At 52.4% G+C, this 26,802-nt stretch carries 20 protein-coding genes; all 20 read right to left on the bottom strand.

Annotated elements, in window-relative coordinates:
• Window positions 1-12 precede the first annotated feature (12 nt).
• Entirely contained in the window at window positions 13-1,032 is a 1,020-nt protein-coding gene (locus C3F13_17410) for an NAD(P)-dependent oxidoreductase (GenBank protein PWB50309.1), read from the bottom strand.
• 17 nt (window positions 1,033-1,049) lie between these two features.
• On the bottom strand, window positions 1,050-1,562 hold the full coding sequence (locus tag C3F13_17405; GenBank protein PWB50244.1) for a hypothetical protein: 513 nt from the start codon (window positions 1,560-1,562) through the stop codon (window positions 1,050-1,052).
• A gap of 143 nt (window positions 1,563-1,705) precedes the next feature.
• Window positions 1,706-2,344 carry a hypothetical protein gene (locus tag C3F13_17400; GenBank protein PWB50243.1) on the bottom strand — a complete coding sequence of 213 codons (639 nt, stop codon included), beginning with the start codon at window positions 2,342-2,344 and terminating at the stop codon, window positions 1,706-1,708.
• Window positions 2,345-2,354: 10 nt separating this feature from the next.
• A complete protein-coding gene (locus C3F13_17395; GenBank protein PWB50242.1) occupies window positions 2,355-3,635 on the bottom strand; it encodes a hypothetical protein in 1,281 nt (426 codons plus the stop codon).
• 80 nt (window positions 3,636-3,715) lie between these two features.
• The gene (locus C3F13_17390; GenBank protein ID PWB50241.1) at window positions 3,716-5,041 is read right to left on the bottom strand and encodes a hypothetical protein; all 1,326 of its coding nucleotides are present in this window, start codon (window positions 5,039-5,041) and stop codon (window positions 3,716-3,718) included.
• Between the two features lie 184 nt (window positions 5,042-5,225).
• A complete protein-coding gene (locus C3F13_17385) occupies window positions 5,226-6,299 on the bottom strand; it encodes a hypothetical protein (protein ID PWB50240.1) in 1,074 nt (357 codons plus the stop codon).
• Window positions 6,296-7,711, bottom strand: coding sequence for a hypothetical protein (locus C3F13_17380; protein PWB50239.1), 1,416 nt, complete (start codon window positions 7,709-7,711; stop codon window positions 6,296-6,298). Before C3F13_17380 ends, C3F13_17385 begins: the two co-directional genes overlap by 4 nt.
• A 132-nt stretch (window positions 7,712-7,843) precedes the next feature.
• Window positions 7,844-9,262, bottom strand: a complete 1,419-nt coding sequence (locus C3F13_17375; GenBank protein PWB50238.1) for a hypothetical protein — start codon at window positions 9,260-9,262, stop codon at window positions 7,844-7,846.
• A gap of 27 nt (window positions 9,263-9,289) precedes the next feature.
• Window positions 9,290-12,241 (bottom strand): hypothetical protein, encoded by a 2,952-nt coding sequence (locus C3F13_17370; GenBank protein ID PWB50237.1) that lies wholly within the window; start codon window positions 12,239-12,241, stop codon window positions 9,290-9,292.
• Window positions 12,242-12,294: 53 nt separating this feature from the next.
• The gene (locus tag C3F13_17365) at window positions 12,295-13,572 is read right to left on the bottom strand and encodes an ABC transporter ATP-binding protein (GenBank protein PWB50236.1); all 1,278 of its coding nucleotides are present in this window, start codon (window positions 13,570-13,572) and stop codon (window positions 12,295-12,297) included.
• Window positions 13,550-14,389, bottom strand: a complete 840-nt coding sequence (locus C3F13_17360) for a hypothetical protein (protein PWB50235.1) — start codon at window positions 14,387-14,389, stop codon at window positions 13,550-13,552. The genes C3F13_17365 and C3F13_17360 overlap by 23 nt, the downstream gene beginning before the upstream one ends.
• A gap of 87 nt (window positions 14,390-14,476) precedes the next feature.
• Window positions 14,477-15,277 carry a hypothetical protein gene (locus C3F13_17355; protein ID PWB50234.1) on the bottom strand — a complete coding sequence of 267 codons (801 nt, stop codon included), beginning with the start codon at window positions 15,275-15,277 and terminating at the stop codon, window positions 14,477-14,479.
• Window positions 15,278-15,325: 48 nt separating this feature from the next.
• Window positions 15,326-17,350 carry a hypothetical protein gene (locus tag C3F13_17350; protein ID PWB50233.1) on the bottom strand — a complete coding sequence of 675 codons (2,025 nt, stop codon included), beginning with the start codon at window positions 17,348-17,350 and terminating at the stop codon, window positions 15,326-15,328.
• Window positions 17,351-17,365: 15 nt separating this feature from the next.
• Entirely contained in the window at window positions 17,366-19,120 is a 1,755-nt protein-coding gene (locus C3F13_17345) for a hypothetical protein (protein ID PWB50232.1), read from the bottom strand.
• Between the two features lies 1 nt (window position 19,121).
• Window positions 19,122-20,072, bottom strand: coding sequence for a hypothetical protein (locus tag C3F13_17340; GenBank protein PWB50231.1), 951 nt, complete (start codon window positions 20,070-20,072; stop codon window positions 19,122-19,124).
• Entirely contained in the window at window positions 20,069-21,037 is a 969-nt protein-coding gene (gene gmd, locus C3F13_17335; protein ID PWB50230.1) for a GDP-mannose 4,6-dehydratase, read from the bottom strand. The genes C3F13_17340 and gmd overlap by 4 nt, the downstream gene beginning before the upstream one ends.
• Before the next feature lie 37 nt (window positions 21,038-21,074).
• Window positions 21,075-22,700, bottom strand: coding sequence for a hypothetical protein (locus C3F13_17330; GenBank protein ID PWB50229.1), 1,626 nt, complete (start codon window positions 22,698-22,700; stop codon window positions 21,075-21,077).
• Between the two features lie 22 nt (window positions 22,701-22,722).
• On the bottom strand, window positions 22,723-24,171 hold the full coding sequence (locus tag C3F13_17325) for a hypothetical protein (GenBank protein PWB50228.1): 1,449 nt from the start codon (window positions 24,169-24,171) through the stop codon (window positions 22,723-22,725).
• On the bottom strand, window positions 24,164-25,321 hold the full coding sequence (locus tag C3F13_17320; GenBank protein PWB50227.1) for a hypothetical protein: 1,158 nt from the start codon (window positions 25,319-25,321) through the stop codon (window positions 24,164-24,166). Before C3F13_17320 ends, C3F13_17325 begins: the two co-directional genes overlap by 8 nt.
• A gap of 19 nt (window positions 25,322-25,340) precedes the next feature.
• On the bottom strand, window positions 25,341-26,774 hold the full coding sequence (locus C3F13_17315; protein PWB50226.1) for a hypothetical protein: 1,434 nt from the start codon (window positions 26,772-26,774) through the stop codon (window positions 25,341-25,343).
• Window positions 26,775-26,802 lie beyond the last annotated feature (28 nt).

Genomic DNA, 26,802 nt, shown 5'->3' with positions numbered 1-26,802 from the left:
CTTGCAGAACCCTCACTGGACGATAAATTGGGCATTACGATAGCGAGAATCGTGAGGGTTGCTGATCAGCCCGGTGCGGACGGCATGCAGCACCTCGCGAATGCCATCATCCGGGGTGAGGCGGGTTTGGAAACCCAGGTCGTGTTGAATTTTCTCAAAGGAGACGGTAATATCTCTCATGTCTCCGCCGAAAGTCATATCTTTATATGTGACCACCGTTTCGGGCATACGTTTCAACACCAGCTCGACGATTTGGTCCTTGGTGTAATTGCCACTTTCAGAGCCCAGGTTATAGATCTGGCAACGCACCCTGTCTTCCGGGGCTTGCAAACCGAGGATGAAGCCGCGCACTGCATCATGAATATGGACGAAGGACCTTGAATAACCACGCTGATAGATGAGCAGCTCACGTTTGGTCCAGGCTTCGAGCACAAATTGGTTAATAATCAGATCAAAGCGTGGACGGGGTGAGAGACCGTAGAGGGTGGCCAGGCGATAGATTAATGGCGTGCAGGTGGTGCTGCCTTGAGCGAGGAGGAAGCGTTCCGCAGCGATCTTGGTTTCGGCGTAGAGTGATTGAGGAGTGAGGGTTGTATCTTCAGTGACGGGTTTGCCATCGGGTGAGAGGCCATAATTGCTGTAGGTGGAGGCGAATACGAAGCGGTTCACCCCCAGCTGGACAGCCTGGTCGTACACCCGCTCGGTCGCCTCGACGTTATAACGCCAGGCTACCTGCCGCCCGACAGACTGGCAGGCCGGGAAACCCACAATAGCAGCCAGGTGGACAAGGGCGGTCGGTTTTTCCCAATCAGAAGGCAGGTTGGAGCGGATGGCGCGCGGTTCGGTTACATTAGCCTTGGCGAAACGAAAATTAGGATGGGAAAGGTACGCAATCAGGGATTCACCACCGAAGATCAGGTCATCGATCACGGTGACCTTCATGCCCAGGCGCAGCAGCTCACCGGTTAGGAGCGAGCCAATAAACCCGGCTCCACCGGTGATGACGATGTGTTTTAACTGTGTTGGCTGCATATAAGCTTCTCCTTCGCTCAAACCTTTTCCTCCATGACAAGGTTCACCTTTACACCCTGCACGAGCAGGGTGGGGTTAGATGGTTCGGGGTTGATCTTGATGCCCTGCTCAAGGCAGGTCAGGCGGCAGATATCCACAATGTCATTGGTCTGGCTGGAGGTATTTGTGTCTTCCGGGCTGGTTATGGTCGTGATGTGAACTTGATCATAACCGGTGTGCCTGACTTCCACTAAAAGTTCGCGCACCCGCTGGCGAATATTGCGGTATAGCAGGAAGGATTGCTCAATATAATCGATGGTCAGGTGAGCCCGAAAGGAGATACCCTCTGGGGTGATGATATAGCGTAGTTTGCGCCTTTCAGCTCGCTTTACTTTGACATACCCCTTGGCGATCATACGCTTAATGTGCCAGTTAACCGTCCCAACTGCCACACCAAGCTGGGTGGCCAGAGAGGCCTGGGTTACATTAGGGTTGTTCTCGATCTGCTCGAGAAGGATCATTTCGCGGGTGGCTTCGGGGTTTTCTGCCATCGATGGTTACAAGCAAGTACAGGTAATCAGGGTTCTCAGATTTCAAAATTCAGTCATTGAAATTCAACGACTGAATTATAACCTATTTTTGGGTGTTTTTACGGACGAAGCATTGACCAGGTCACTAACAAAGCTGATAAGGATCAAAGCGCGTCGAACTGCCCGACGATGCGCAGGATATCGAAACCTTCGGCATATGGAAGCTCTGCCAATGCGCCGTGGCGGATGAGGGTAGAACGTAGGACATTTGCGCTGAAATAATACTTTTCATTGTAGGTGGTGTATTCAGCCAGGGCTTTGATCTTGCGCTCGACATCCGCGTCTTGCACCTCGGCCAGGAAGTGGGGGAAGAACCCATAGCTGCTGCGCAGGGCGTCGAAGCCTAGGACCGTTATGCCGCGAAAAGCGCGCAGCACCTCCTCGGTAGTCTGCTGGTGATCCTGGTGGATATCGGCTCTGGTGTGGGTAATGACAATATCCGGGCAGTACTCACGATTAAGCTGGTAGAGATATTCGAGGATCTCCTGGCGCAGCTCGGGGAAGCGGCGGGTGACAAATGATTCCAGCCTGACGTGGTCAGGCGGTACACCCAGGACGGCCATACTGCGCTGATGCTCCTCGGCCAGGTGTTTGAGGGAGGGATTCTTCTGGTTGTCCGAGAGAGTGACACACAGGATATCGGTTTTTCCCAGGATATTGGAGATGAATGCACCACAGCCCAGCTCGATATCATCGGGATGGGCGCCGATAAAGCAGACTTTTTTTCCATGAAAGAGCAACATATACAGTCCTTTAGGGTGGATTTGGGAATGGGAACAAAGGCGAAACAAAGCGGCGGATGAAGATCCAGATCTGTTTCAATAAGGTTTGAATATTCCTATGTTTTAAAGTGTACACCCCACGCTGGAGGAGGGTGGGGGTACGTTCGAAAGCCGCGCAGCTCCAAAATGGTCCAGCTGGCTTACTTTCGGCATCAGTCTCCGGTGGAAGATATTGGAATCGGAAGCGGTTAGCGCAAATTGTATTGAGGGTATCGACCAGCTGGTTTGCTCGCAACGTGGGATAGTAATGCTTCAACACGTCCTCGTAGGCATGCTTTCCGAGGACCGATCTCAAAACGAAATTATTGAGCAGCTCTGCGAGGCACGCCTCCCATTCCATAGTTGAACGCTTCAAATAACCGTTCTGACCATCCTGGATGGCATACCGGTAGGCATCGCTTGGGCTGGCGATGGTAGGCACGCGCAACAAAGCGGCTTCGATATATTTGATCTCGCTTTTCGACTGCCCAAATGGATTATCAATTTGCAGAGGTGCCAAGTTTATATCGAAGCTGGCCTGGATTGCATTCAATTTTCGCCAAGGGACGAATTCGATCACTTTTACACGATCTTCCAGAGATCCCCAATCCTTGCCAGGGTCCAGGCGACCCACCAGCCAAAGAACGACCTGTGGATTATGTTGAAGAATAGAAACCAAGGCGGGTTTGATCAGGGCGAAGTCCTGGTCGTGCGTGGGGGTACCACTGGCATAACCGATCACGATATGGCCGTCTTTAGCCTCCAACATATGCTCGGCTGTGTCAGCCAGCGAAAGCATCTCAAGGCTGAAGGCATTGCGATGGATGCTGGCAGTTTTTCCAAGCTGCTGGACTCGTTCAAGTAAATAATTACTCGAGACGATGACATGGTCACTCACATCCAGCGTCTGGCGAAAGCGATGGACATCTTCCAGATATAAGGAACGTCGCACAGGGTCAGCAAAATCGGGGCTGTGAATATACTGGATAGTGTCGGGGTCGAAGATTAAGTCATCCAGGTCATTAATCAGGATACCGCCCTGGCGATGGATTTCCTTCTCGATCCAGGCTACCTGGGAATCGAAGGCAGCCCGGTGCAGGATGATGACCGAGGCCCCAGAAATCTTTGGCCGTAAGTGAGAGTCTGTGATGTGCGTGAGCTGGCAGTTCAAGCCAGCCAGGCGCGCTTGCTCGTACAGGTGGAAGGTGCGGTAGCGTCGCGAGTCACCCTGGACACCACTGAGAATCAAGAGGGACGGATTTTCAGTTACCATTCAGCTCGAACCGGTTTATACATATATGAGCGGGTCAGGTATGAACTTTTCATATCAGACGAGAGACGATATTTTCCCACCTAATTCGAGAGCTGCTTCGGGTTCTTCAGGGCAACGATGATCATCGGCAGGGTGAATAGAAGAGAGATAAGATATACCGGGTATTGGTAGCGCACTGCCTGAAGCTGGGCGGTGAACATCACGATGATGGATTGAGAAACGATCGGCACAGCTAAGAGCAACCACCTCGCATTCCTGGTCCGGATGACCAGCAGGATTAATCCAACGAGAAAGGCGAACAGATATAAAGCATGCCGCCAAAATAGCATATAAGTATCCCTATGTACTTCAGCTTTTACTGCACGTTGGACGAGGTTATGAATCTGCGGAAGGATGGATGACTGGGTAAGCGAATCTTTATAAACGCTCCAATCGGTCATCCACTCTGGGTTGTAATTTTCGAACAGAATCGTTTCAAGGTAAACACCCAGGGGTTGGTTGGGCTGCCAGATGAAGCTACTCAAGCATAAAAAATGCCTGAACGCGTTTGATGGATCGTGTGTTGCTAATTTGGTAAAAATTTTTACTGTAGATAATGGATTTTGAACCACTGGGATTAAATTCGATTCGTAGAAGAAAATCGTTGCATCATAACAGCTGTATGGCCAGGGATTATCGAGTGGATAGATGCTATCTAAATATTCCCGGTCAGATAGTGAGAGCGAACCAAGGTCCTGGTTGGTGCTAATATAAGCAGCGACGGGATTAAGGAAAGGAATCCCATAGGTTTGCCGATAAGACCGGTCGACCTTGAATATCGAGTAAAGCGGACCGACAACCACGAGTATGATGGCAATTGTAATCAGGGCAGCGAAGGAGAATGGCTTGATGTATTTTGTATATAGAAAAAGCAAGCAGATTAAGCTGACAATAGCGACAGGAAATCCATTGACTCTGAATAAAAAAATAAAAGCAAGGGTGACACCAAAGAGAACAAAATTGACTGGCTTAGCAATCCATTCCCCTTTGGTTCTTATAATATTAAATAGAAAGGTTGAAAGTAAGAGCACGAGAAAACCATAGATAACATCCTTCCAGAGAGTTACATTGATAATAGCTACCAAGGGATCGGCGCTGATCAAAATTCCTAGCACTATAAAGATAAATCCTGGCAAACGAGTGCCAGAATACAGGGAGGTCAAGCCATATCCGATAATAATGGCGGCGAAGATCACCTGGAAGAGCGAAACAACTGCAGGCGAATACCATAGGCGGGTTAACAACCACATAAGTATTGTGGAGATTGCAGGATGCCAATTGTTGATGTGGAGCGTGGAGAGCTGATGCCATTGGCTGATTGAATCGAAACTCATTACCCCTGGATAGAACGATAACCAATACACCATCCCGATCAGCAATGGAATGAGGAAGAAGAGCGTTCTGAGAAAGAAGTCTGTTTTTGTCCTCAACGAAAGGGCATTCATATAGTTTGTCAAGGTTATTTGTGACAGGTGCGGCTTATCGTTCGTTGTTGTATTACGGATTACACATTGAAAACCAAGGTCATCCAAGATTTTACGCGCAGATAAACTACCACAACGAACGGAATATCTCGACCCAATCACCTGCCCTATGTGCCAGGATGCGACTTGAGTATAAATATTGATATGCACACTGGGCAATCTCAATGCGTAGGTCAGGTTTCTCGATGAGATTACTCAAGGCGTCTTCCCAACCCAGTTGGGTATTCTCAGTAAGCCACCCGTTTCTTTGATGCTGAACGCTAGCCGTGTAAGCTGGAACATTGCTAAAGATACTTGCTGCACCAATGGAAGCATAATCCAGGAATTTAATGTCGGATTTACAGTCATTGAATGGATCAGCTAGCAGGGGAGAAATGGCAATATCCCAATGAACATGCCCGGTAAACCATGGCATGAACAACGGGTATTCGTGCTCTTCGCGGTGGGGATAAACGAAGCGTAGTGGCAAGGAGCTCAATTCGTTTTTTATGTCCTCATTGTTTATCACACCGACAACCTGGAATTGCACCCGGTGAGGGTATCTGCGGGCGATGGACTGCAGCGCGGGCAAGATCATCATGAGGTCAGAATCGTGAGTGAAGGTACCCATATAGCCGACGACGATTTGAATTCTGTCAGCTAATTGAGCGGGAAGTGCAGGCTGGCGGATGACCAGCAAGCGCTCATCTAGCTGGTTGGGCAGGATGTAAATCTTGGGATTGAATTCCTGGAAGCGTTGGGACAGGGCAGGGGTGGTCACCAGCACTGCATCAGCCTGTTGAAGCAGGAAGGTCACGATGGAACTTGTTTCAGAACCAGGTTTAACCTGATCAAGTGATTGCAAGTCGAGATAATTATCATCCACACTATATACAAGGTGAGCGCCTTTGAAGCGAATCTTATTGACCAGGTCTTGGACAAGCTTTAAGCTGACGTTACTTCTCCATAGGCGATCAATAATAACAACGTCAGCTGGTTCGTTGTTGTAATCAAGACCGAAACTGGTGGATAGATGCTCCTGCACCAGGGGGTGGGTGAGCGGCCGGATCAGGCGCAGGAAGGAGCTGCTATAAGGGCGGTAATCAGGCCCGGATTCGTAGATTACGTGTATGTGGGGAAGCTTGCTTATCTTATTGCTCATAATCGACTGGGAAATAAAACTTTTAGCATGTTCAAGGCAGGTAGCTCGGGGTAAAACCGGGCAGCCGTGGAAACAGCGTTCAATTGGAGCCTAGCACGCAATGTAACATCTTCGACCAGCCGCTGAAGAGCTTCCAGACAAGCTTGTATATCCTGAGTGTCGACCAGCAGGCAGTTTTGGTCATGCTCGGCATAGATAGAGGTACCACCCTTGGAGGGAACGATGACAGCCAGTCCCATAGCCATGGCTTCCAGGGCGGTCAATCCAAATGCCTGGAAATCTGAGAAGTCCACAAAAATGTCTGCTCCATTGAACAAGCAAGCTACCTGGGATGAGCGTAGCTGCCCAGCCAGCTTCCAGGGGAAATCTTGCTCGAGGGATGAAAACCCTGGGTCGGAAAGATCGCAGCCAAACAGGCGGAATTCAAGCTGTGGTGCGTGGCTCTGGCTCAAGCGCTGCAAGACAGCCATGGTTCGCTGGGGATTACGCCGGGGAGTGGTGGGGCGGATCATGGCAGTGATACGCAAGGGGCGAGCGGGCCAGGCAGGTTCGAGGTTCAGCTGAGGCTGGAACAGGTCAGTATCCATATGCGCGCCGACAATCACACTATCGATGTGATGATGGCGCTGGATTTGCTCGGAAATCCAGGGTGTGGTCACCATGCGTAAGGCATTCGGGATGAGGCTGTATGAATCAGCAGCCTTTTGATATTCATGGCTGCCAGGTTCGTAGAAATATGGCTCATAATCCTGGATGTAATAGCCGATTGTTGGGGCTGGTAGCCGGCCAACCAGCGGAGCAAGCCAGGCGACGGTGGGGTTGGATGTGGCGATGACAGCCTCGAAGCCCCCGCTTATGCGTGGGATCGTATCGATATCGGAGAAGATCACCGGGACATCCGGCTGCTGGTAATGACCCTCGAACCAATTTCGATGGACATTCAGGTTGAGAATCTGGGCATCCACGCCCATACGGCGCATAGCCTGGGCAGCCAGAAAGATCAGATTAGCTCCGCCGCCCAAGACCCGGATGGGGGAGACGAAAAGGACTTTTTGCCCTGAAAACAGCTGGCGCCCCTCCTGAATCAGCGCTTCACGCTCAGGAAGGTGCTGTTCATGGATGGTGCGGGCGAGCTGGATCAAACGATCGCGGAAGGCAGGCGTTTGGGCAAGATCTGCTATATCGATATCACCTGGTCCAGCAGGTGAACCGACGGGAGCGGCGTGCATGTCTGTAGGTGTGAGATCACCGATTTCCAGGATGCGATCCTTTGGAGGTATGCTACGTCCGATATGGATGTAGCGCAGGAAGACCTTCACTTTCCAGGAGACCAGCTGACAAAAGCGCTTAACAGCAAAACCCAGTCCTTCACGGCGGATAAGGGACCAGCCATACTGGAGATAGCTGAGCATGGGAGCTGGCTTGTTAACTTCCTGGGATGTTATATCGACGAGCTGACCGGGATCAGGCACGGGAACCCCACCCCTTCATCGCTGGATATGTTGACCAATCAATAACAGCGGAAACATGTGCCGGGATGCTCATCACTTATCCCCTGGGAAGAGCGCCTGAAGGAGATTAAAAGCCGGCAACTCAGGGTAGAACTGCAGGCCGCTGGGGATGGCATTCTGTTGGAGCTTGTGGCGTAAGCTATCGTCATCGATCAGGTGCTGCAACGCTTTGAGGCACGCCTGCTGGTCGCTGGTATCGACGACCAGGCAGTTCTCTTCATGCCTGGCGAAGGTGCTTGCACCACCTTTCCCGGGGACGATAGCGGCCAGCCCACAGCACAGCGATTCCATGGCGGTCAGGCCCAACCCCTGGAATACGGAGAAATCCACGAAGATATCACACTGGTTGAGCAGGTTGGCAATCTGGGCAGGACGTAACTCGCCAGCCAGGCGCCAGGGAAAATCTCTGGGTAGGGGCAGGAAGTCAGGGTCATAAGGCTCACAGCCGAACAACATGAATTCCAGCCTGGCCCCATACAACTGGCTGGCCTGGCGCAGGATTTCCATGGTCAGGCGGGGATTACGGCGTTCGGAAACCGGGCGGATCATGGCAGCGATGCGTATCGTCTGGCTGGGAAGGCGCGGGCGGGGACGGAAAAGGTCGGTGTCGATATGACCACCCACCAGGTGGCAGTCAATGTTATGGTGCTGCCTGATCTGGTCATAGATCCACCGGGTGGTGACGCAGCGTACCTGGCCGGGAATGAGCGTGTACGAAGCGGCGGCTGTCTGATAGCCTTCGGATCCGGGTGGATAAAAATAAGCTTCATAATCCTGGATGTAATAACCGATGACGATTTCGGGGTGTAATTTTTGGACAGGCGCGATCCAACCGACGGTTACGTTGGAAGTAGCAACCACGGCGTCATAACCGGTTGCCAATTCAGGAATGTCACTGATCTCACCGAAGAAGAGAGGCACATCGATGTTCGGATAGGCTTTTTCGAATGGCTTGCGGTATGCCTGGAGGTTCATGATCTGGGCATCCACACCCATTTTCTGCATGGCTTTAACCGCCAGGAAGACTGAGTTAGACCCGCCACCGACGCCCTGGATGGGCAGGATAAACAAGACCCGGCGATGGACAAATCGAGCCTTACCAGCGCTGATCAAGCCGGTGCGCTCTATAAGAAAGTGCTCAGACCAGCGATTGCCATCCCTGACCCGCTCATCCTGTGTCAGGTCAGCTTGTCGAAGGTCGGCAGCCCGCTCACTCTGACTGACATCCTCAATCTTAATCAGACCAGCACCCTTGGGAGTGGTCAGCTTGAAACGAATCAAGGTCAGGTAAAACCTGAGCTGCCAGATGACTTTATTGAAGGCGAGCACAAAGAAACGGAGCAATCCCTCCTGCCGAATAATTTTTATCACATGGGTGACAGGGTTGGATGGGTTGCTCGCCCGGGTATTGGTAGAGATATTTGTTTTGGATGGCGAATCTGAGGCTGGCATGAGAGGCGGTCTGAACTGTCTGTCAGTTTACCCAGTAAATAGTGTTTGTAGGATATTCAACGCTGCTCGTTCAGGGTAAAAGGCGCAGATATCATGGATGGCATTATGTTGCAGCCGATTGCGTAAGCCTTCATCCTGGATGAGCCGTTGCAAAGCTGACCAGACGTTTTCGAAGGATGAACAATCCACAATCAGACTATTCTTTTCGTGGACCGCGTAACTGGACGCACCACCGTTGTGGGGGACGATCACCCCACATCCACACGCCATGGCTTCCATGGCAGTCAGACCCATTGCCTGGTGTGACGAGTAGTCAATGAAAATATCTGTCTGGCTGAGTAAATGCGCTACCTGGGAAGGGTTGAGCACACCGTACATCTTCCACGGGAACCCTAAAGAAAGCTCGAGGAAGGCCGGATTATCCGGAGGCGTGCCGAACAGGTTGGCCTCCACCTCGCCCTTATATTTTTCCACAGCTCTCTGGAGCAACTCCAGGGTCTTGCGAGGCTCACGGTATGGTGATTCGGGGCGGATCATCGCTGTCAACTTTAGGGGACCAACAGGCCAGAGCGGTGAAGTTCTCGGGCGAGGGCGGTTCAGGTCGATATCCACACTGGGTCCAATCACCCGACACTCACGACCGCTGGCGCGCTGGACCTGCTGGCGGGTCCAGTCGGTTTTCGAAATCAAACGTATGTTCTCAAGCAACGAATACGATTCAAGGGCAATGTTATAAGCTTGGCTGCCTTTCACGTACATCAGCGGCTCAAAACCCTGGATGTAATAACCAAGGATTGGGTGCGAATCCAGAGTGTCAAGCTGCTTCAGCCAGCTAACGGTGGGGTTATATGTGGCGATCACCACATCGAAATTCCGGGCGACGGCTGGCAGGTATTCTGCTTCGCCATAGATAACCGACTGAGCCAGATCAGGATAGGCCATTTCGAAGCCTGCCCGATTGGCGGGCTGATTGTAGAATGACACTTCCACACCCATCTGCTGCATGGCGATGCTTTCACTGCGGATTACATTTGCGCCTCCGCCTGAACAGTTGACAGGCAGGATGAACAGGAGCTTCTTTCCGGCGAACTGCCGGCATCTACGGATGCATTGATCACGTTCGAAAGCTACCTGGGCTCTGGCGCGGATGCCTTCCAAGACGGGTGCCTGACGGCAAAACTTCACCCCCTGGGCAATGATCTTCTCACCGTGCTTCTCGCGCAACACCTTTTGAGCGCGTTCTGCAAGAGCTATGCGCTTCTCGGTCGAGTAGGATTTTGATTGGGCATGGTAGATATATACATCGTCTGCCAGGGCCATCTTCCATCCTTGCTTCCGCGCCCGGAGTACCAGGTCATCTTCTTCTCCATACCCCTGGCTGAAACCCACGTCGTCGAAGTAACCGACCTGATCCAATAATTTTCGCCTGATCATCAAGCAGAAACCGTTTAACAGCGGCATGTCGGGGTAGAGCCTTGCTGATTTTGAGGCGACCAGGTCCGACATGCCTGCAGGCGATAGCCCGGCGGGTAAGGGATTGGATGCCCAATCGCCATCATCTTCAATCCGGGGCACGGATTGCCAGGAAGCAGTATTCGACAGAGGCCCTACCATCCCAATGGCTGGATCGGTCTGGATACAGGTTGCCAACCGGTCCAACCAGGCAGGTGTCAGGATGGTATCGCTGTTGAGCAAGACGACGAATTCGGCAGTTGAGGCTTGCATGCCGCGATTGGCTGCAGACGGGTAACCGGTGGCAGTGTCTGAGCGTAATAACAGGGCTGGGTGGGCTTCTGAAAATTCATGCAAGTATTGGGCAGTTGGAGAATCAGAACCATCATCCACCAGGATCAAGTGGTAGGGTTGAGTGGTGTTTTCGAAGAGCGATGCCAGGCAGTGTTGAACATCCTTCAGGGCATTGTGGACGCAGATGATAATATCTACGCTGCATGTGTGGGCGGTGAGTGGAGGGCGCACTTCCACAGCAGCGATGGAGCAAGACTGGCCGGTACCTGATACTTTGGCGTGCCTCAGCCGATAACGATTACGAAGCCGGCTGGATTGGATTTCAATCTTCGACTTCGACCTGGCAACGGATAAGGCAATAAAGCCTTTCACTCCCTCCCGGTGTAGCACAGAAAAACCATAAAAAATCCTGCGCATGAAAGTTTCCCGCCGGCTGCCCGGTGGAATGAGCCACTCGCGCAAGCGTTGGAAGCGTGTAATGATGCGCCAGCTGGTACTGTTGCGGATGGCATCCAGCTCCGCCTGAAGATGCTGGGGCTTCCAGGATTGGAGGTCCATCTCTTTTTTGGCGAGCTCAAGCTTGTACTCCACGGCCAGCTCGCGGCGCAGGCTCACCTCCTGGGATAGCTGCCAGAGCTTGCGCTCGTAGAGCTGGATACGGTCTTTCAAGGCAAGTTGGGTCCTGACGAAACGCATTGCCCAGGGAGCAATGAAAGAGCTATCATAATCAAGGTCATGCTGAAACCCAAAGCGGTAGAAGATCTCTGCCCAAGCTTCAGGTGGCTGGACATTGGCATGTGGTCCTGCTCCAACTTCCAGGGGAATGCAAGAAAACAAGATTTGATCGGCATGTGAGCACAGGTTTTCAACAACCTGAGCGGTATGCTCGTTGGAGACGTGCTCAAGGACATCAATGCACACGATCAGGTCATAGTGGGATTGTGGCAATGGCTCCAGTACTGAAGCTAGCTGACAGAATGCTTGGAATTCTGGAATGAAAGCCTGGATGGAGGTGCCAGGGTCATCGGTACCCCAGGCATCGACACCACGCTGGCGCAGCGCCCTGACCAACGCTCCTGAACCGCAGCCTACATCCAAGACAGACCCGGGATGCAGATCCAGGATGATCCGCTCAGCGAGTTGCTGAAATATTTCTTGGGAATCATCCAGCCGATCGCTGCCCCAGCGTTGTCGATGATAGACCAGGTTGAGGTTATCGTATAAGGCTGTCATGCGTGCTCTTCGCCCCGAATATTGATCGCATGTTGAGATATATTCATTGGCCGTCAAAGCAAATGCCACTCGCCGTTCATGGTCACGACCCCATAACGCTCACGCATACCGTGACCATGGTTGTTGATACGGAAGGTGTAAAACTGGTCATGATAGTCCAGCATGATATTACCGGCCCGGTTGACCAGAGCAGCGGATAGCTTATACATGCCCTCCATCAGAGGGATTGATGGGATCGTATAGAGCACACCGCCAACCCCTGGTTGAGCATGGATGTCAAGCCCATCAAAAGCGGTGTTCGGACCGGTTATGTGTAAGCCGTCCTGGCGGTGGATAGCGATCCCGACTTCGAGTGAGGAGATAGCCTGATGGGCGACGTATTCGACCTGCACCTGCATGGATTCGCCGGTGTGGAACACCTGCTGGTCATGGCCTTGTTGATTCAGGATTCGCACCTGGCGGATCTCGATGGGTTTGTCTGCCCGGCCTTCGGCTTGCTGCTCCAGGTGGCTGGCAGCCATCAACTGGCGGCTTTCCTCTTCAGAGACCAAGCCCAGGTAACGGTCTACGACCGGCTTGGCGTCATCGAGCGAGATCACCTGGCCGCGGTGCAGCCAGGCAGCCCGCTGGCACATCCCCTCAATCACGCTCATTGAATGGGAGACAAGCAGGATTGTGGCACCCTGGGCTTTGATTGCTTGAATACGCTCGTAGCTCTTATGCTGAAAAGCTTCATCACCCACCGACAGGATCTCGTCCACAATGAGGATATCGGGTTGGGAATCAGTAGCCACGGCAAACCCCAGGCGGGCTGACATGCCGGAGGAATAGGTGCGCAGGGGTGCATCGATAAAATCGCCTAGTTCAGAGAATTCGACAATGCGGGGGAATTTCTCCTTCATCTCCTCCTGGCTGAAACCCAGCATGGCACCATTTAAGAAGATATTCTCACGGCCGGTCAGCTCGGGGTGGAACCCGGCACCGACTTCCAGTAGAGGGGCCACCTTGCCCCTAACAATGACTCTCCCGCCGGTTGGGCGGATGACCTTCGCCACCAGTTTGAGCAGGGTGCTCTTGCCCGCCCCGTTATGGCCGATCAAACCGAATACTTCGCCGCGATTTACATTCAGGCTGACCTGGTTGAGGGCATTGAAGCTGCGATGCTTAACCTTGCCTTCCAATAAGCGGATGGCATATTCTTTAAAAGTACCGATCTGTTCCTGGGGTACGCGGTATCTCACCGAGACATTTATTAGCTCAATGATGGGTTCTTCAAGGATTGGGGAGGGTGACTGGTCGGGCATGCAATTAGATCCGGTAAGAAAATTCATCCGATTTCTTGGTGAACACCAACCAGCCAAGCGTCAGGAAGAATAAGGACAACCCGAGGGGTATCAGTAACTCGGGAGCAGTGGGTAGGCGCCCGAAATAGATGGGGATGCGGAACAACAGGACCATGTGATACATGGGGTTCAGCGTGGTGAGATAGAAGCGATAAGCCTCAGGCAGAATTGTCACTGGATACATAACTGGGGTGAGGAACATCCAGGCCATGAGCAGGATCTGGTACATCTCGGCAATATCAGGAAAATATACTGCCAGGGTGGAGATCAGTAATCCAATTCCCAGGGCGAAACCAGCCAGGATCAGCACGGAGATCGGAGTGAACAGGATCGAAAGGTGGATCTTCACACCCGTTACCAGCATCACCCCAATCAGGGGTACCATGGAAAGGGTAATGTTCACCAAGCCGGTGCCCATGGCTGCAACCGCAAAAGCCGTGCGCGGGATGTAGATGCGGTTGAGCAAGCCACCACCCCAAACCAGGTTCACCATGGAGGCGGTAGTGGTCTGGCTGAAAAAGTTCCAGGCCAGCAAGCCGTTGAGCACATATGTCGGGTAGGAAGGCAGGTCACCCGCCCGGAAGAAATGGGAAAAGGCGATGGTCCAGACCAGCATCATGCCCAGTGGGTTGAGCATGGTCCAGGCGACGCCTAAAAAAGATCTCTTATAGCGGGTCAGGATATCGCGGCGAACCAGCTGTAAGACGAGATAGCGGTAATTGAGGATCTCGCGCAGCTCTTCGATGACCACTGAGCCCCGGCGGGTGCTGTCGTATACCACGGATAGACCAGTTTGGGTTTTCATTAATTACCAGGCATTTACCTGTGAGTATTATATAACGGGATGAAATCGATTTCTGCTGTCTTTACTTTATGAAGGAGAACCATCCAGCTATTTGGTGGCGATAAAACCACCCACCACCTTGGTCATGACCAATTTTCCATCCAGGGCGAGGCGCTTTTCAGCGGCAGACTTAATAGCTTGCATTACCTTCTCAAATCCGCCGGCATCTTCGAACAGGTTCTTCCACAGCCGGCGATCTTCGGACAGGGAAGCACGGGTGTATTCCAGAAAAGGATCAACAGCCTCAAAGGTGAGGGGATTCTCGAAGATCTGGATCTCAACATTTGAAAACAGGCGTTGAACGGCTTTATAGATCAAGCTGGAGTAGCGCGAGCTGCCCGGCATAGGTGGGATGGGCTTATGGGTCGCTTCAGTGATGATCTCGTAAAACAACTGCTTGTTTTCCGGCATGGGGCCGGTCGTAAACAACCTCCCACCTGGTTTAATCACGCGCTGCATCTCAGAGATGGTGAAAGGGATATCTTCTGAGTAATAAATGGCGAAGCAGGAAGTGACCAGGTCGAACTGATTATCTTCCAACGGGAAGCGTTGGTTGAAATTCAGGTCAATGAATTTAATGCGATTACCAATTTTGGCGTTTTCCTGGCGAGCCTGTTCAAGGAGTTGCTGGTTGACATCCCCACCGGTAATATCGGCCTCGCCTTGTAATGCCTTGTAGAACAAGAAGCATTGTTTTCCGGCGCCACAACCGATGTCGAGGATCTTGGAGCCCTTTTGGGGGTTTAGCAGGTGGAGCATCCATTCATCAATATCTCGACCCCCATATTTTTTATGGATATCAATGCGGGTGAGCAGGTCGCCAGTGGTTTCTTGATAATCAATTTTCATAATTTTTCCTCACGAGATCATAGTTTTATGGTTAGTTACCATTAACGATCAAGGTGACACTTTGCAGGTGCTGACATCAACCAAGTAACGAAAATTTGTGTTGTTATCCTGTTGGCTTTTTTCGAGGAGATAAGCACATGGTTGCGAAAAATACGCATGTTGCGAAGGGCTGAGGGCATCCCACCAGATAGGGTCAATATACAGGTAGTCGAATCCGGCGGCCGCTACGCGTTTGGGTTCCGGATCGGTGATCAGAGCCTGCCACTCTGGCAGAGGGTCGTAAATACTGGAATTGGAGCGAACCGCGCGCCCGAAAATTGTAACCGCTCGCTCCGGAAGCCGGTCGAGAACCTGGGCATCTTTTGGCAAGTTGTCCCAGAAGCTTTTCGTAAAGCCGGCGTCAAGTCCATCGATGAAGTAGGCATATTGTGGAGTTCGTAAAGAATACAATTGGATTCGAAAAATGACCATGCCCCCCAAGGTGCAGATCAGAAACCCAAGCGAGAGAGCAACAACAACAGCTGGATGGATGTGCGATAACGCTCTCCATAGGACGGGGAAACTCACCACAAGGCTAAGCCATAGAGCACCGGACAGCATACGGGTGAGGTCGCGATCTACTTCATATCTCATGAACAGCGGGAATAATAATCCGATAACCACGCTAATCACCAAACCAGCAATGAGCCATTCCTTGTGCTGAAGGTTTTTCTTCAAACCCATTAATATTATTGGAACAGTCACAATCACAGGCCCTAGCTCAAATAGTAAGATTACGAGCTGCCCGGGATTAGAAAGTGAGAGGGAACCAAAATGGGCTGAAGGGTACCCCAGCGGCCAGCGAAGTGAAAAACCACCCGCGTTATAACTTTGTAATGGCACAACCAGCATTGAAGTGATCAGGTTGCGGAATGTTTCGGTGATAAAGCCGCCCTGGACCAACCCTAAGATACCTGACAGGATGAGGACACCCAGCCATTGCCTGGTCAATGAATATGGGAATAATTTGTACAAGCGCTTTCGAAAAAAGAAAGCAATTAATAATGCCAATGCAATACCTGACCAAACTATCGCAAAAATATGTTCTGCGCTTAGTGCCAGCGTGGCGAAGAGTATGCTCCAAATGATTAATCCGGTTGGTTGAAAGAGCCCATGCGGCATTAATAGCAGCATCAGGAAGATGATCATGAATGGCAATTCGCCTGATCCACCCAGGGTGAAAAATGTGGGGATAAAAATGCCATTATGGAAGGCAAACGGGAAGGCAACCGGACCTCCACCTTCAATTGCCCAAGAGCTGTGCAAGGCCTCCACTACGCTAGCAGCAGTGGTCAATCCTGAACCGGTCATTGACACTCCATGGCTTATCCAGTTCAGCCATGAAGATGGTAAGAGCAAAAGCAGCCAGCGTGCTCCACCAGCGAAGGTGAACAAAAATGTTCCCAACCAGGCAGCCAGCCGGCTGCGGGTGACTTTGCGAACCCAGATCCAACCCAGAACCACGGTTAACCCAAACACGAGCGCCCGGCTCATATCCCAGGCACTCCAGGGGAAGAAATGGGACAATTTCACCAGGCTGGCTGCGAAGACTTGAATGGCATAATGATAGGCTAAGAAGAAGCTTGGGTTGAGGTAAAAATGGGGTGGAATATCACCGGCAGCCATGATAGAGATCAATGGAAGCTGCAGATACTCGTCAAATATTGATTGCCCGCGTAAGATCAGTGTGAATAAAGCGGTGATTCCCAGAAAGGCTATCCATAGGGGGATACTACGCAGGTCAGCTTTACTGATCAAGGGCTGATTTTTCGATCGCCATGCTAGCGGAAGCCCCGCTGTCAGGATCAGGAGCGAGGCTGCCCAAAAAGCAACTGACAGGGGTACGAAGTGAGCAATAAGGTTACTGATAGAAATAAATAGCACGAAGCCGGTCGCTACTCCGATGATAATCCGTTCCACGCGGTGAAGCTTGAAGGCATACCTGACTAGCAGCACTCCGCCTAACGCCCATCCGCCTGAAAGCAAGAGGTAAAGAATAAAATCAGCCAGATCCTTACGGGAAAACCAGTACATAATTAATTATCGCATTTACCTGCATGGGGTGGAACGAGGCGTATATAAAACCACCCCGACTGATTCCAATGTGACGCCTGGTTCATAAAAACAAAGAACCGGCTCAGAAACGGACTTTACCCAGGCATCATTCTCCTCACCGAAGCTGTGACTACGGCCCTGGTACTGGATGACGAGGGGTTCTGAAACGATCAGGTCATAGCGCTGATGGCTGATATTGGCATAAAAGGCATTGAGATAATCAGCGTTGCCACCCATGGCCATTTCCATCAGGAAGACCAGCTCATCATCTGGCACCAATGGAATACCTGGGATTTGCTTGAAGGTCAGGAGCTGGCGCTGGGTGATAAATAATACTTCACCACCCTGATCGATCGCCTGCCTGGCAGCGGTTTTGATCGCCGAGAGGGCCACCTGGGCAGCAGCATAATCGCGCTTGGGGATTGGGCCGCCAGTGCTCAGTGTGAAATAAATGGGAATAATGATGGCACCTGCCAGGAATAGCGCTTCGATTGTGCGTAATGGCTTGCTGCTTCTCGGCAGAGAATCACCATCGACCTTTACTGCCGCTGGCTGATCGGGCAGGAAGCGGTCGAAGTAGATATAGCTACCAATCACCATCAACAGGGATAAGTAAGCATCCAGGTTGTGGAGGTTGCTCCCGCCACCAATTTTCACGCTGACGATTACACCACCGGCGAAGAGCACAGCCAGGATAGCCGTCAGCCCTATCAGGCGCAGAATATGGAACTCACGCCAGTGGCTGACCAGGCGTAATAAGATCAAACCCAGGATGGGCAGGGATACCAGGATGGCGCTCAGCAGGATGCCCATCGGGTATGTCGGATTAGGCAGTAGCCTATACCACAGCAGATCGGAGCTGAAGCTGGAGCCAAACCAGGATTGCGGGTTGCCGGAGTATGACTGGTAGGCAAGCTGGCTGGCATAGGCAGTGAAGGTACCAGCAACTGCCCATATGGCAGGAGGAACGAGGTAGCGAATCAGCGGTTTACCTCGTGCCTGTACTTCCAGAATGTACAATGCACTGGCTAACAATCCCGGCACCGGTAACCAGTTCACACGGCTGATGCCTGCCCAAAGCGAGGCGGCCAATACAAGGATCAGGCTGCGCCAGAAACGCTGGCTGTCGAACCCCCACAGGATCAGGATCAGCATGAGCTGTAAGTGGTAATAGACTGGCCCCTGGAACAGGAACAGAAAGCCCCACAGCAGGGTGCTGAGGATGATGACCAACGGTTTCCCGTGAACAGACAGGCGAAGCCGGCGTACCAGCAGATAGCTGGTTAATGTCGTGGTCAGCAACCATAACATCACCTGCCAGAATCTACTTAGCCAGATTGATGACTCCGGAATAAGGAGCGGCACTGCCTGGAGCAGATAGCGGCTGGGATGCAGCACAGAAGGTGGTAAGGAAATCCCATACAGCAGGTTTGAGAGCCACAAGGAGGCGTAATAATAGCGGCTGCCCTCCGACCAACCCAAGGAGAAAGGATAAGAAGACACATCGGGGATGAAGCCAGACAATTTATATGCCGTGGTATACCCCAGACATGTAATCAAAAGGGCACCTGCCCAACCGTACCTGGGCCAGGTAAGCCTGAACAGGTAAGCACCTATCAGCGAAAGCACGGCGAACAAGCCCAGGCGCACGGCTAAGCTTGTGGTCAGATTAATCGATGGCGAGAAAACCAACCAGGGTAAGATGGCAAAAGAGAGGATATAAAGTATGCCCGTGATTTTCCGGCTCATCTTACTTCTTACCCGCAACGATATCCGGTATGAACAGAGCACCCGGCAGGCTGGCAATCATCTGCAATAAGCGCATGATGATGGCCAGGGTCAGGCCGGAAGCCGGGGAAATACCGCCCATGCCGACGTAGAAAAAAGTCATGGCCAGCTCCTGTACCCCCAGGCCATTGATGGAAACAGGCAGCAGGGTGATGAAGTAAGTGGCACTCCACAAACCCATGATCAGCCAAAATGAAATCTGCTCACCCATACCGGCTAGCAACACACTGACTGTGGCGAATGTGCACAGCATGTGCACCCACGTGAAACCCAGGGAGGTTAAAAGGGAGCCGGGTTTTTTCAGCCAGATCTTGATTGCCTGCCATAGGTCACGTAAAAAAATCGAGAATTTGTCTGAAAGCTTGTTCAACCAGGGTAGAGCCAGAGAACTACTGGTGGTTGCACCAGAAAAGTATTGGATATAGGCTGAGATGCCAAATGGAAGAGCCATAGCCATACCCGTCATACCCACCAGGCGATCCACAACCAGGGAGGCCAGGCTGATGGCATTGTCAAACCCGAGGCGGACTGCTCCAGCGTAGCGAATGACATCCCCACCGATGGTAGTGGGGAGGAAATTTGAAGCGAAGAGCATGGCAAATGTGAGGCGGAGCGATTGGCGGGGTGTGATGCCTGTCCCAGCTGAATGCATCAATGTGTGCCAGCGCCCGGCTACGGCGAAGCGCGAGATCATCACGAATGCAAGAGCCAGGACGAAACGCCACCAGGCGATCTGAGTGGCAGCTGCCGCAATAGCTTTCCAACCTTGTTGGCTGAGCAGGTAAATAAGTAAACCAATCGAAAGCAGGGTTCCCAACCAGCGCAGCCAGCGTGAGTGGTTAGCCTTTGCCTGGCGATTCTTACCATCGGCGGTATTCGCGGGTGAGGCCGGAAGAGGAGTTTCTTCGCTCAGCTAATTTCCCTTCCCACGCGTTTCAGATCAGCATCAATCATCATTTCAACCAGACCAGCGAAATCTACTTTCGGTGACCAACCGAGCTTTTTTCGGGCATTGGAAGGATCAGCCACCAGCAAGTCAACCTCAGCCGGACGGAAGAAGCGCTGATCCTGGATGACGTAATCACGGTAGTCCATATCGAGATAGGCAAAGGCCTGCTCGCAAAATTCACGCACGGAATGGGTTTCACCCGTCCCAACCACGAAGTCTTGCGCCTGGTCGTTTTGCAGCATCCGCCACATGGCTTCAACATAATCACCCGCAAACCCCCAGTCGCGGCGGGATTCCAGGTTGCCCAGGTGCAGATCCTTGGCCAGGCCCATCTTGATACGCACCGCACCGTAGGTGATCTTACGGGTGACGAACTCGGTGCCGCGCCTGGGGCTTTCGTGGTTGAACAGGATACCTGAGACAGCAAACAGGTCGTATGATTCGCGGTAATTCACTGTGATCCAATGACCATAGACTTTTGCCACTCCGTAGGGGCTGCGGGGATAAAACGGGGTACTTTCTTTTTGGGGTACTTCGTGGACCTTGCCAAACATCTCACTGGAAGAGGCCTGATAATAGCGCGTCTTTGGGCTGAGCAGGCGGATGGCTTCCAGCATGCGAGTGACGCCCAAGGCTGTGACTTCACCCGTGAGCACCGGTTGGTTCCATGAGGTGGGGACGAAGGATTGAGCGGCCAGGTTGTACACTTCATCGGGCTTGTATTGTTCGATCAGGTCCATGAGAGAGCTCTGGTCGTGCAGGTCGCCCTGGATGATATCGACCTGGTCCTGGAAGTGCTGGATACGCTCAAAGGTGACCACGCTTGAGCGGCGTACCATGCCGATCACGCGATATCCCTTGGATAATAATAATTCGGCGAGATAAGAGCCATCCTGACCGGTGATGCCGGTGATGATTGCGGTTGGCAAGTGAATTCTCCTTAAAAATCAAAATTCAATGACTGAATTATAAACCAGAATCCCCCGTGGCTGGTTTTTTCTTGTGGAAGTAGTCCCAAATGACCCCACCCAGAAGGATAGCCCCACATACCACCAGGGTGAGCAACGACATCCACTTGATATCCAGATGGATGATTCCCGGGTAATACCGCCCTACGTACCATTCGGTAAACATTCCGACGAAGACTGCCTCCACGAGCAGCCAGCGCCACAGCCAGGCATCGCGGCGGGATCGAGCCCATTCCCAGGCCCACGCCGCCAGGATCACCTGCCAGGTTAGCAGGATGACCCTATAGCGCGGGTTATCCCACTGGTCAGCGCCAGCATTCAGCGCAGCAATCATGATCCAAGCCCAGTTAACCACGCTGATCCATATGAGCTGATAACGGCGGGATTCTCCCCGGCTGCGCAGTACACCCAGGGTGCCGTAGATCAGGAACAACGCCAGGGCATACCAGCCTGCGGCGCGCAGGAATCCGATCAGGCGCATGATCATAGCCGCATCGGGATCGCCAACGATGGCGGGTAGAACCGGCTGAGCTATGCCATACACCAGGACAACCAACCAGCTCCATTGTTGGCCAATGCTATCGATCAGGCTTTGGAAGATCCCTGAGCTGCGCTCCAAAATATAGCTTTGGAATGTGAAGTTATTGCGGAACCAAGTCAGGTAGGTGTTTAATGGTCCAGTCCCTTTCAGGGAAGGAAGGTTTGCCATGATTGAGCTGACCACCAGCATGGCAATCAACAGGATGCTGATCATAAAAGCGATGGTCAGGATCGTCTTGCGCTGTTTTATGGCTCCCATGGTACCTGGGTCAAAGAACCACACGCCAAGCAAGACGGCAAAGGCAATAAAACTCACTAAGGGCTGGATGAAGAACATGATGGCGGCTGAGAAAATCATCAGGAGCCAGCCTGACTTTTTACCAGCCTGGATGTTGGTGAGGGCGAATAATGATATGGCAACCATGGGAATCAGGATGGCCTCGCGCATCTGGCTGCTGCCTAGCAAGACACTCTCTGGATAGACGGCAAATATCCAGGCAGCCAACAGGGCAGTTTTACCTCCAAACCATCTGGCAGTTGCCTTCCACAGGCATAGCACACCCAGGGCAGAAACCGTAGCATTGATGATGAGAATTAAAAATGGACGATGGGCATCCGGGCTGAGCAGCCGGTAAACCAGGGCACTCAAGGCCAGCATACCTCCGTACTGATCGCCAGAGTATTGGCGGGTAAAGGCGGTGGTCAGAGAATCGCCAGAGGTTGCCAGGTTCCAGGCCTGGGTATCGCGGAAAAATGCATCGGTGTAGATATAGCCAGCCTGATGCTCCGGGCTGGTACGGTAGCCAATAACAGGAAGCAGCAAAAACAGGCCCACCCCGATGGCCAGGCGCAGGAGAAAAGATACCAGCGCAGCAGTCGCAGCCGATCTATTCGCACCTAGCCCCTTGCGGACACTGAAGAATATAACTGCCCCGAGCCCAAGTAGCAGCGCATAAGCAAGCCAGGCCCGCAGGTAGTCTGGTGATTGATCGAGGGCAGCAAATACGACAGCGATGATGGCTATGGTAATAACCGTCATCCAGAATTCCTTGGAAAGTCTGCTTATTTTCATGGTGAGCGTCATAGTGGCTAGGAAGGCAAGAAAGTTACGCAGTACCTGGAAAGGATGACTTACGGGAGATCACCCATTGAAAAATGAACGCTGCCACCCACAAGATAACTAGGGATTGCAACGGAACCAGGAAGCGGGGATTATCACCGTGATCCAGCAGGGTCTGCAGGACGGAAGCGATCCATATGTTCCCTAACAGCAGCCATAGATATGCCCGCAGGGTTGGATTTTGTTGGCGAAGGAAGAGTGGCGAAGACCTGCGTCGAACTGCAGAGAGAGATTCGATGATCACAAATGAAATCGAGCCAAGGATAAAAGCCAGGTTGGTGATGAAGATCAGGCCGCGTTCTAGGGTGATGAGCAAGCTAACCCCGCTGGACAGAGCGGGGATGCGCAGTGCTTCAGCACTCCAATAGACTGGTACGCGCCAGAACATCCACCAGCCCCCCGCAGCATTCTTCAGATACAGGAATGGATAATGCAGGATAAGGTCGATAGAAATATGAGCCAGCACCCGGGAAAGGGCATAGAAGCTGTAACCCGACACCTTGCTCATTTCGGGAATGGCATCCCAGATGGCGTTCGTTTGGGTGCCATATTGGTCGATTTGAGCATCGCGATACTTGATATAAGTGTCACGCAGCGAAGCATATTCATCGGGTACATACTCAAAAAAGCTGCCCGTATGCTGGACGAGATGATAGCCGTTCATGGTGGTCAGCGACCACTCATTGAAATTCTTGTGGATGAACGATAACCAACCACCCAGCAGTAAGACCACCGGGATCAGGAAGCCCAACACAAGGCGTAAAGCCATGCGAGGCGGAGCAGGTTGGGGTGGGTCAGGACTATCCTCTGATGGCTCAGGTTTGACCTTTGGGGTTGCCAACCTGGATTCGACCAACAGGAAGGTGAAGAGGTAGAAGGGTAGGTAAATGAATAATGGACGTACCAGGAGCGTCAGGGTTGATGCCGTGCCCAGAATTAATGCCAGCCAAAAACCACGCCATTTCCGATAAAGCAACCAGACCATAATACCTGCCATGGTTAACACCATCAGGAAGGTGGTGAGGGCTTCGGTGAGCAGATTAGCTTCAAAGAACAGCTGACCGAGGTTTAGGGTATGTGACAGTCCGATTAAACCGCCGAACCAGGCTTTACCAGTCAGCTTCAGGCCGATGTAAAAAAGGAGCAGGGTGGTGAAAAGTCCCAGCAATAGCTGGATCAACCAGGTGGTCCTGTCATTCCCCGTCAGAGCCAGGAAGACTGGATACCCGGGAGTGCGGGTACCATCGTAACCAACGAAACCCTTGAGCACCGTTTCAGCCAAGCGGAAGTAGCTGGGGGTATCACCGAAGGAGACTGGCTGATAGAAAACGACCAACAACAGCCGAACAAAAATGGCGACCGTGCTCACGATAATCAGCCATAGCGTTGGCGATGAATACCACTTCCTGTGGGGGTTTTGGATAAGCTCACTCATGATGGGAGGCTGGTTTTGATTGAGGAAAGCCTTGGAGAGCCCGGCGGGCACGCGCCAGCCAGGTGTATTGCTGGACATCAATCCAAGCTTGTTCCGCCAAAGCGCTGCGCTGGCCTTCATCGCTGATCAACTCAGAAAAAGCCTGTGACCAGGCGTCGGTATCATCAGCCGGGCAGAATATGGCACTGGTGGTATCCAACACCTCATGGATGACCGGCAGGTCGCTGGTGATGATGGCACGCCGGCTGGCCATGTACTCGAACATTTTCATCGGGCTGGCGTATGTGGCTGAGTTACCCCCGCTACTGCCAGAGATAGCCTTTTCATAGGGCATCAGCAGGATCTCACAAGCAGCCTGGTAGAGGGGTAACTGTTTGTTGCTGATGAAACCGGTCAGGGTGACGTTGGAGATGTTTTGCTGCTCAAGTTGATGACGCCAGTAGCTCACGTCAGCTTGTGTGCCACCCACCCATAAGAACTGCACCTGCGGGAATTGAATCGCAAGCTGCACCAACAGGTTTACCCCGCGGCCCGGGTAGAGGTGGCCGGTATAACCGATTGTTAGTGCAGAGGATAACCCGAGCTGTTGGCGGGCAGCCGTTGGATGGGGAAGGTCAGTGTATCGTTCGAGATCGACACCATTCGGTGATACTTGAAAGAGGTTGAGATCGACCGGGTTGAACCGGTATGACCACGAAAGTTGGTTAGCCAGGGCATGGGTAATGGGTAGCAGTCGTTTCCTGCCAGGCATTTTCAAGAAAAGCCGGAATAAGGTTGGCCCAAATCTGCCTTCGGGGGGTCCATGAAGCTCGTAGACCACGGGAAGATGATTAAGCAGAGAGAATATCCCCGCCTGGATGAACCATACGTAGGTAAGATCAGCATTCAGATGAGAGGCATGACGGGCGGCTCGCCAGGCGAGATCATAGCGGTGGTAGCCTGGTCTTGACGGCAGCCAGCTTACTGGAAAAATATCCCTGAGGCCATAAAATTCTTTCAGATTGGTGCTGTTGGGTGGCGATCCTTCACCGGGGAGGAATAGGTGAACATCGTGGCCAAGTTGGAAGAGGGCCTGGCAGGATTTCATTAGCTGCATGCTGTTGGCGGTGCTCGATGGCACACGCGAGGCGGAGATGCAGGCGATTTTCACGAGATCCACTCGTCAGTCGTCATTGCACATCTTCAGAAATTGAATGAGCAGTAAAAACATCCTGCGCCTGCTGGAGACGGATTTCCTTCCAGCCGCGCCAGACGGTGATGCCCACCGAGGCGGCCAGGTAGGCAGACAGGATGGCTGACATCATCAGATAGCCTGCCTGGGGAACCAGCCAGAGGGTGAGCAGGAGCTCGATAGCCCCGACAGCCAGTGCCACCAGCAGCGGGTAGGAAGGCTTGCCAAGAGCGAGAAGCAGGGGACGGTTCCAGTTGAAAATGTTGGCGGTCCCGTACCCAACAAGCAGGATCAGCACCACCGGGTATACAGGTGCGGCGTCAGCACCATAAACAAGAGGAATCAGCCACCAGCCAAGTAGGGCGATGCCGGCTGCCATGGCAAGCGTCCAGGCTGCCGCGATGGAGCTTACCTGTCTCAGCAGGCTGCGAGTTTTATCCCACAAGCGCAATGCAATCGTCCGGGTAATTTCGGCATATGTCGGCCAGATAAACGGGTCGATGGGCAGGGTGACGAAGTTGATGATCGACAGACCGAGTTTGAGGTAGCCAACATACGACTGAGCCACATTGGCCGGGCTTAAATATGCGAGGTAGAGGGCGGCGTTATCGCGCGTGATCAGGGTTAGCGTGCCATTGAGGTTGGTGTTGATCGCAAAACTCCAAATAACACGCCAATTACCAACCTGCTTGAGTGAAGCTCGCCACCAACCCCGCCCAAGGGTCTCATCCAGCTGCCTGAAAGCCATAAAGGTGAGAGCAATTCCGGCAAAGGCCTTCCCAGCCAGGTAGGCAGCCAGCACGGCTAATACCCCGGCTTTTAAGAAAAACGCCAGGAGGATCAGGGCAGCCGTCAGGATGCTTTGGATGGTATTGATCAGCGCCAGGCGATCGAAGCGTTTACGGGTTTGCAGCACCCCGGTGGAGGTTTCATATACCAGGTTAGCCAGCAGCATCAACCCGTAGAAAGGGATCAGAACGACTGCCGAGGGATCTTTAATAAGCACCTGGGCTGCCCAGGAAGCCAGCAGCAAGAGCACGCCGTATGCCAGAACGGAAGTAGCTGCTTCAATCAGACCGATGCCCTTCACCAGGGCAGCAGCCTGTTGGCGGGCTGCGCTGGCAGGGCTTGTGTTTTCAATTGCGCCCTCGGTTTTGCTGGCTATACCCTGCCCGTCGGCCAAGGCTTGTCCGAAAAATTTTACGACCACTTCGCTCATGCGAAAGGAAAGCAGGCGGTTAACGTTGGAAACGAAAGTCTGGACAATGGTCACAATGCCCAAACCATCCACGCCCAGCAACCGGGTGGCGAAGATCGAGTTCAGCATGCTGAGGGCTGCAGTGATGGTATTGCTGCTGAATAGGAAACCGGTGTTCTTCAATACCCCCCTGAGCAGCTTGTCATTCCACCAGGTACGCAGTGTTTTCAGCATTCGATATTGCTTTGGTTTATATTGTTAG

Source organism: Anaerolineales bacterium, assembly GCA_003105035.1.
GTDB lineage: Bacteria > Chloroflexota > Anaerolineae > Anaerolineales > UBA4823 > FEB-25.
The sequence above is the reverse complement of the archived record's forward strand: the minus strand, read 5'-3'. Positions and strand labels throughout refer to the sequence as shown.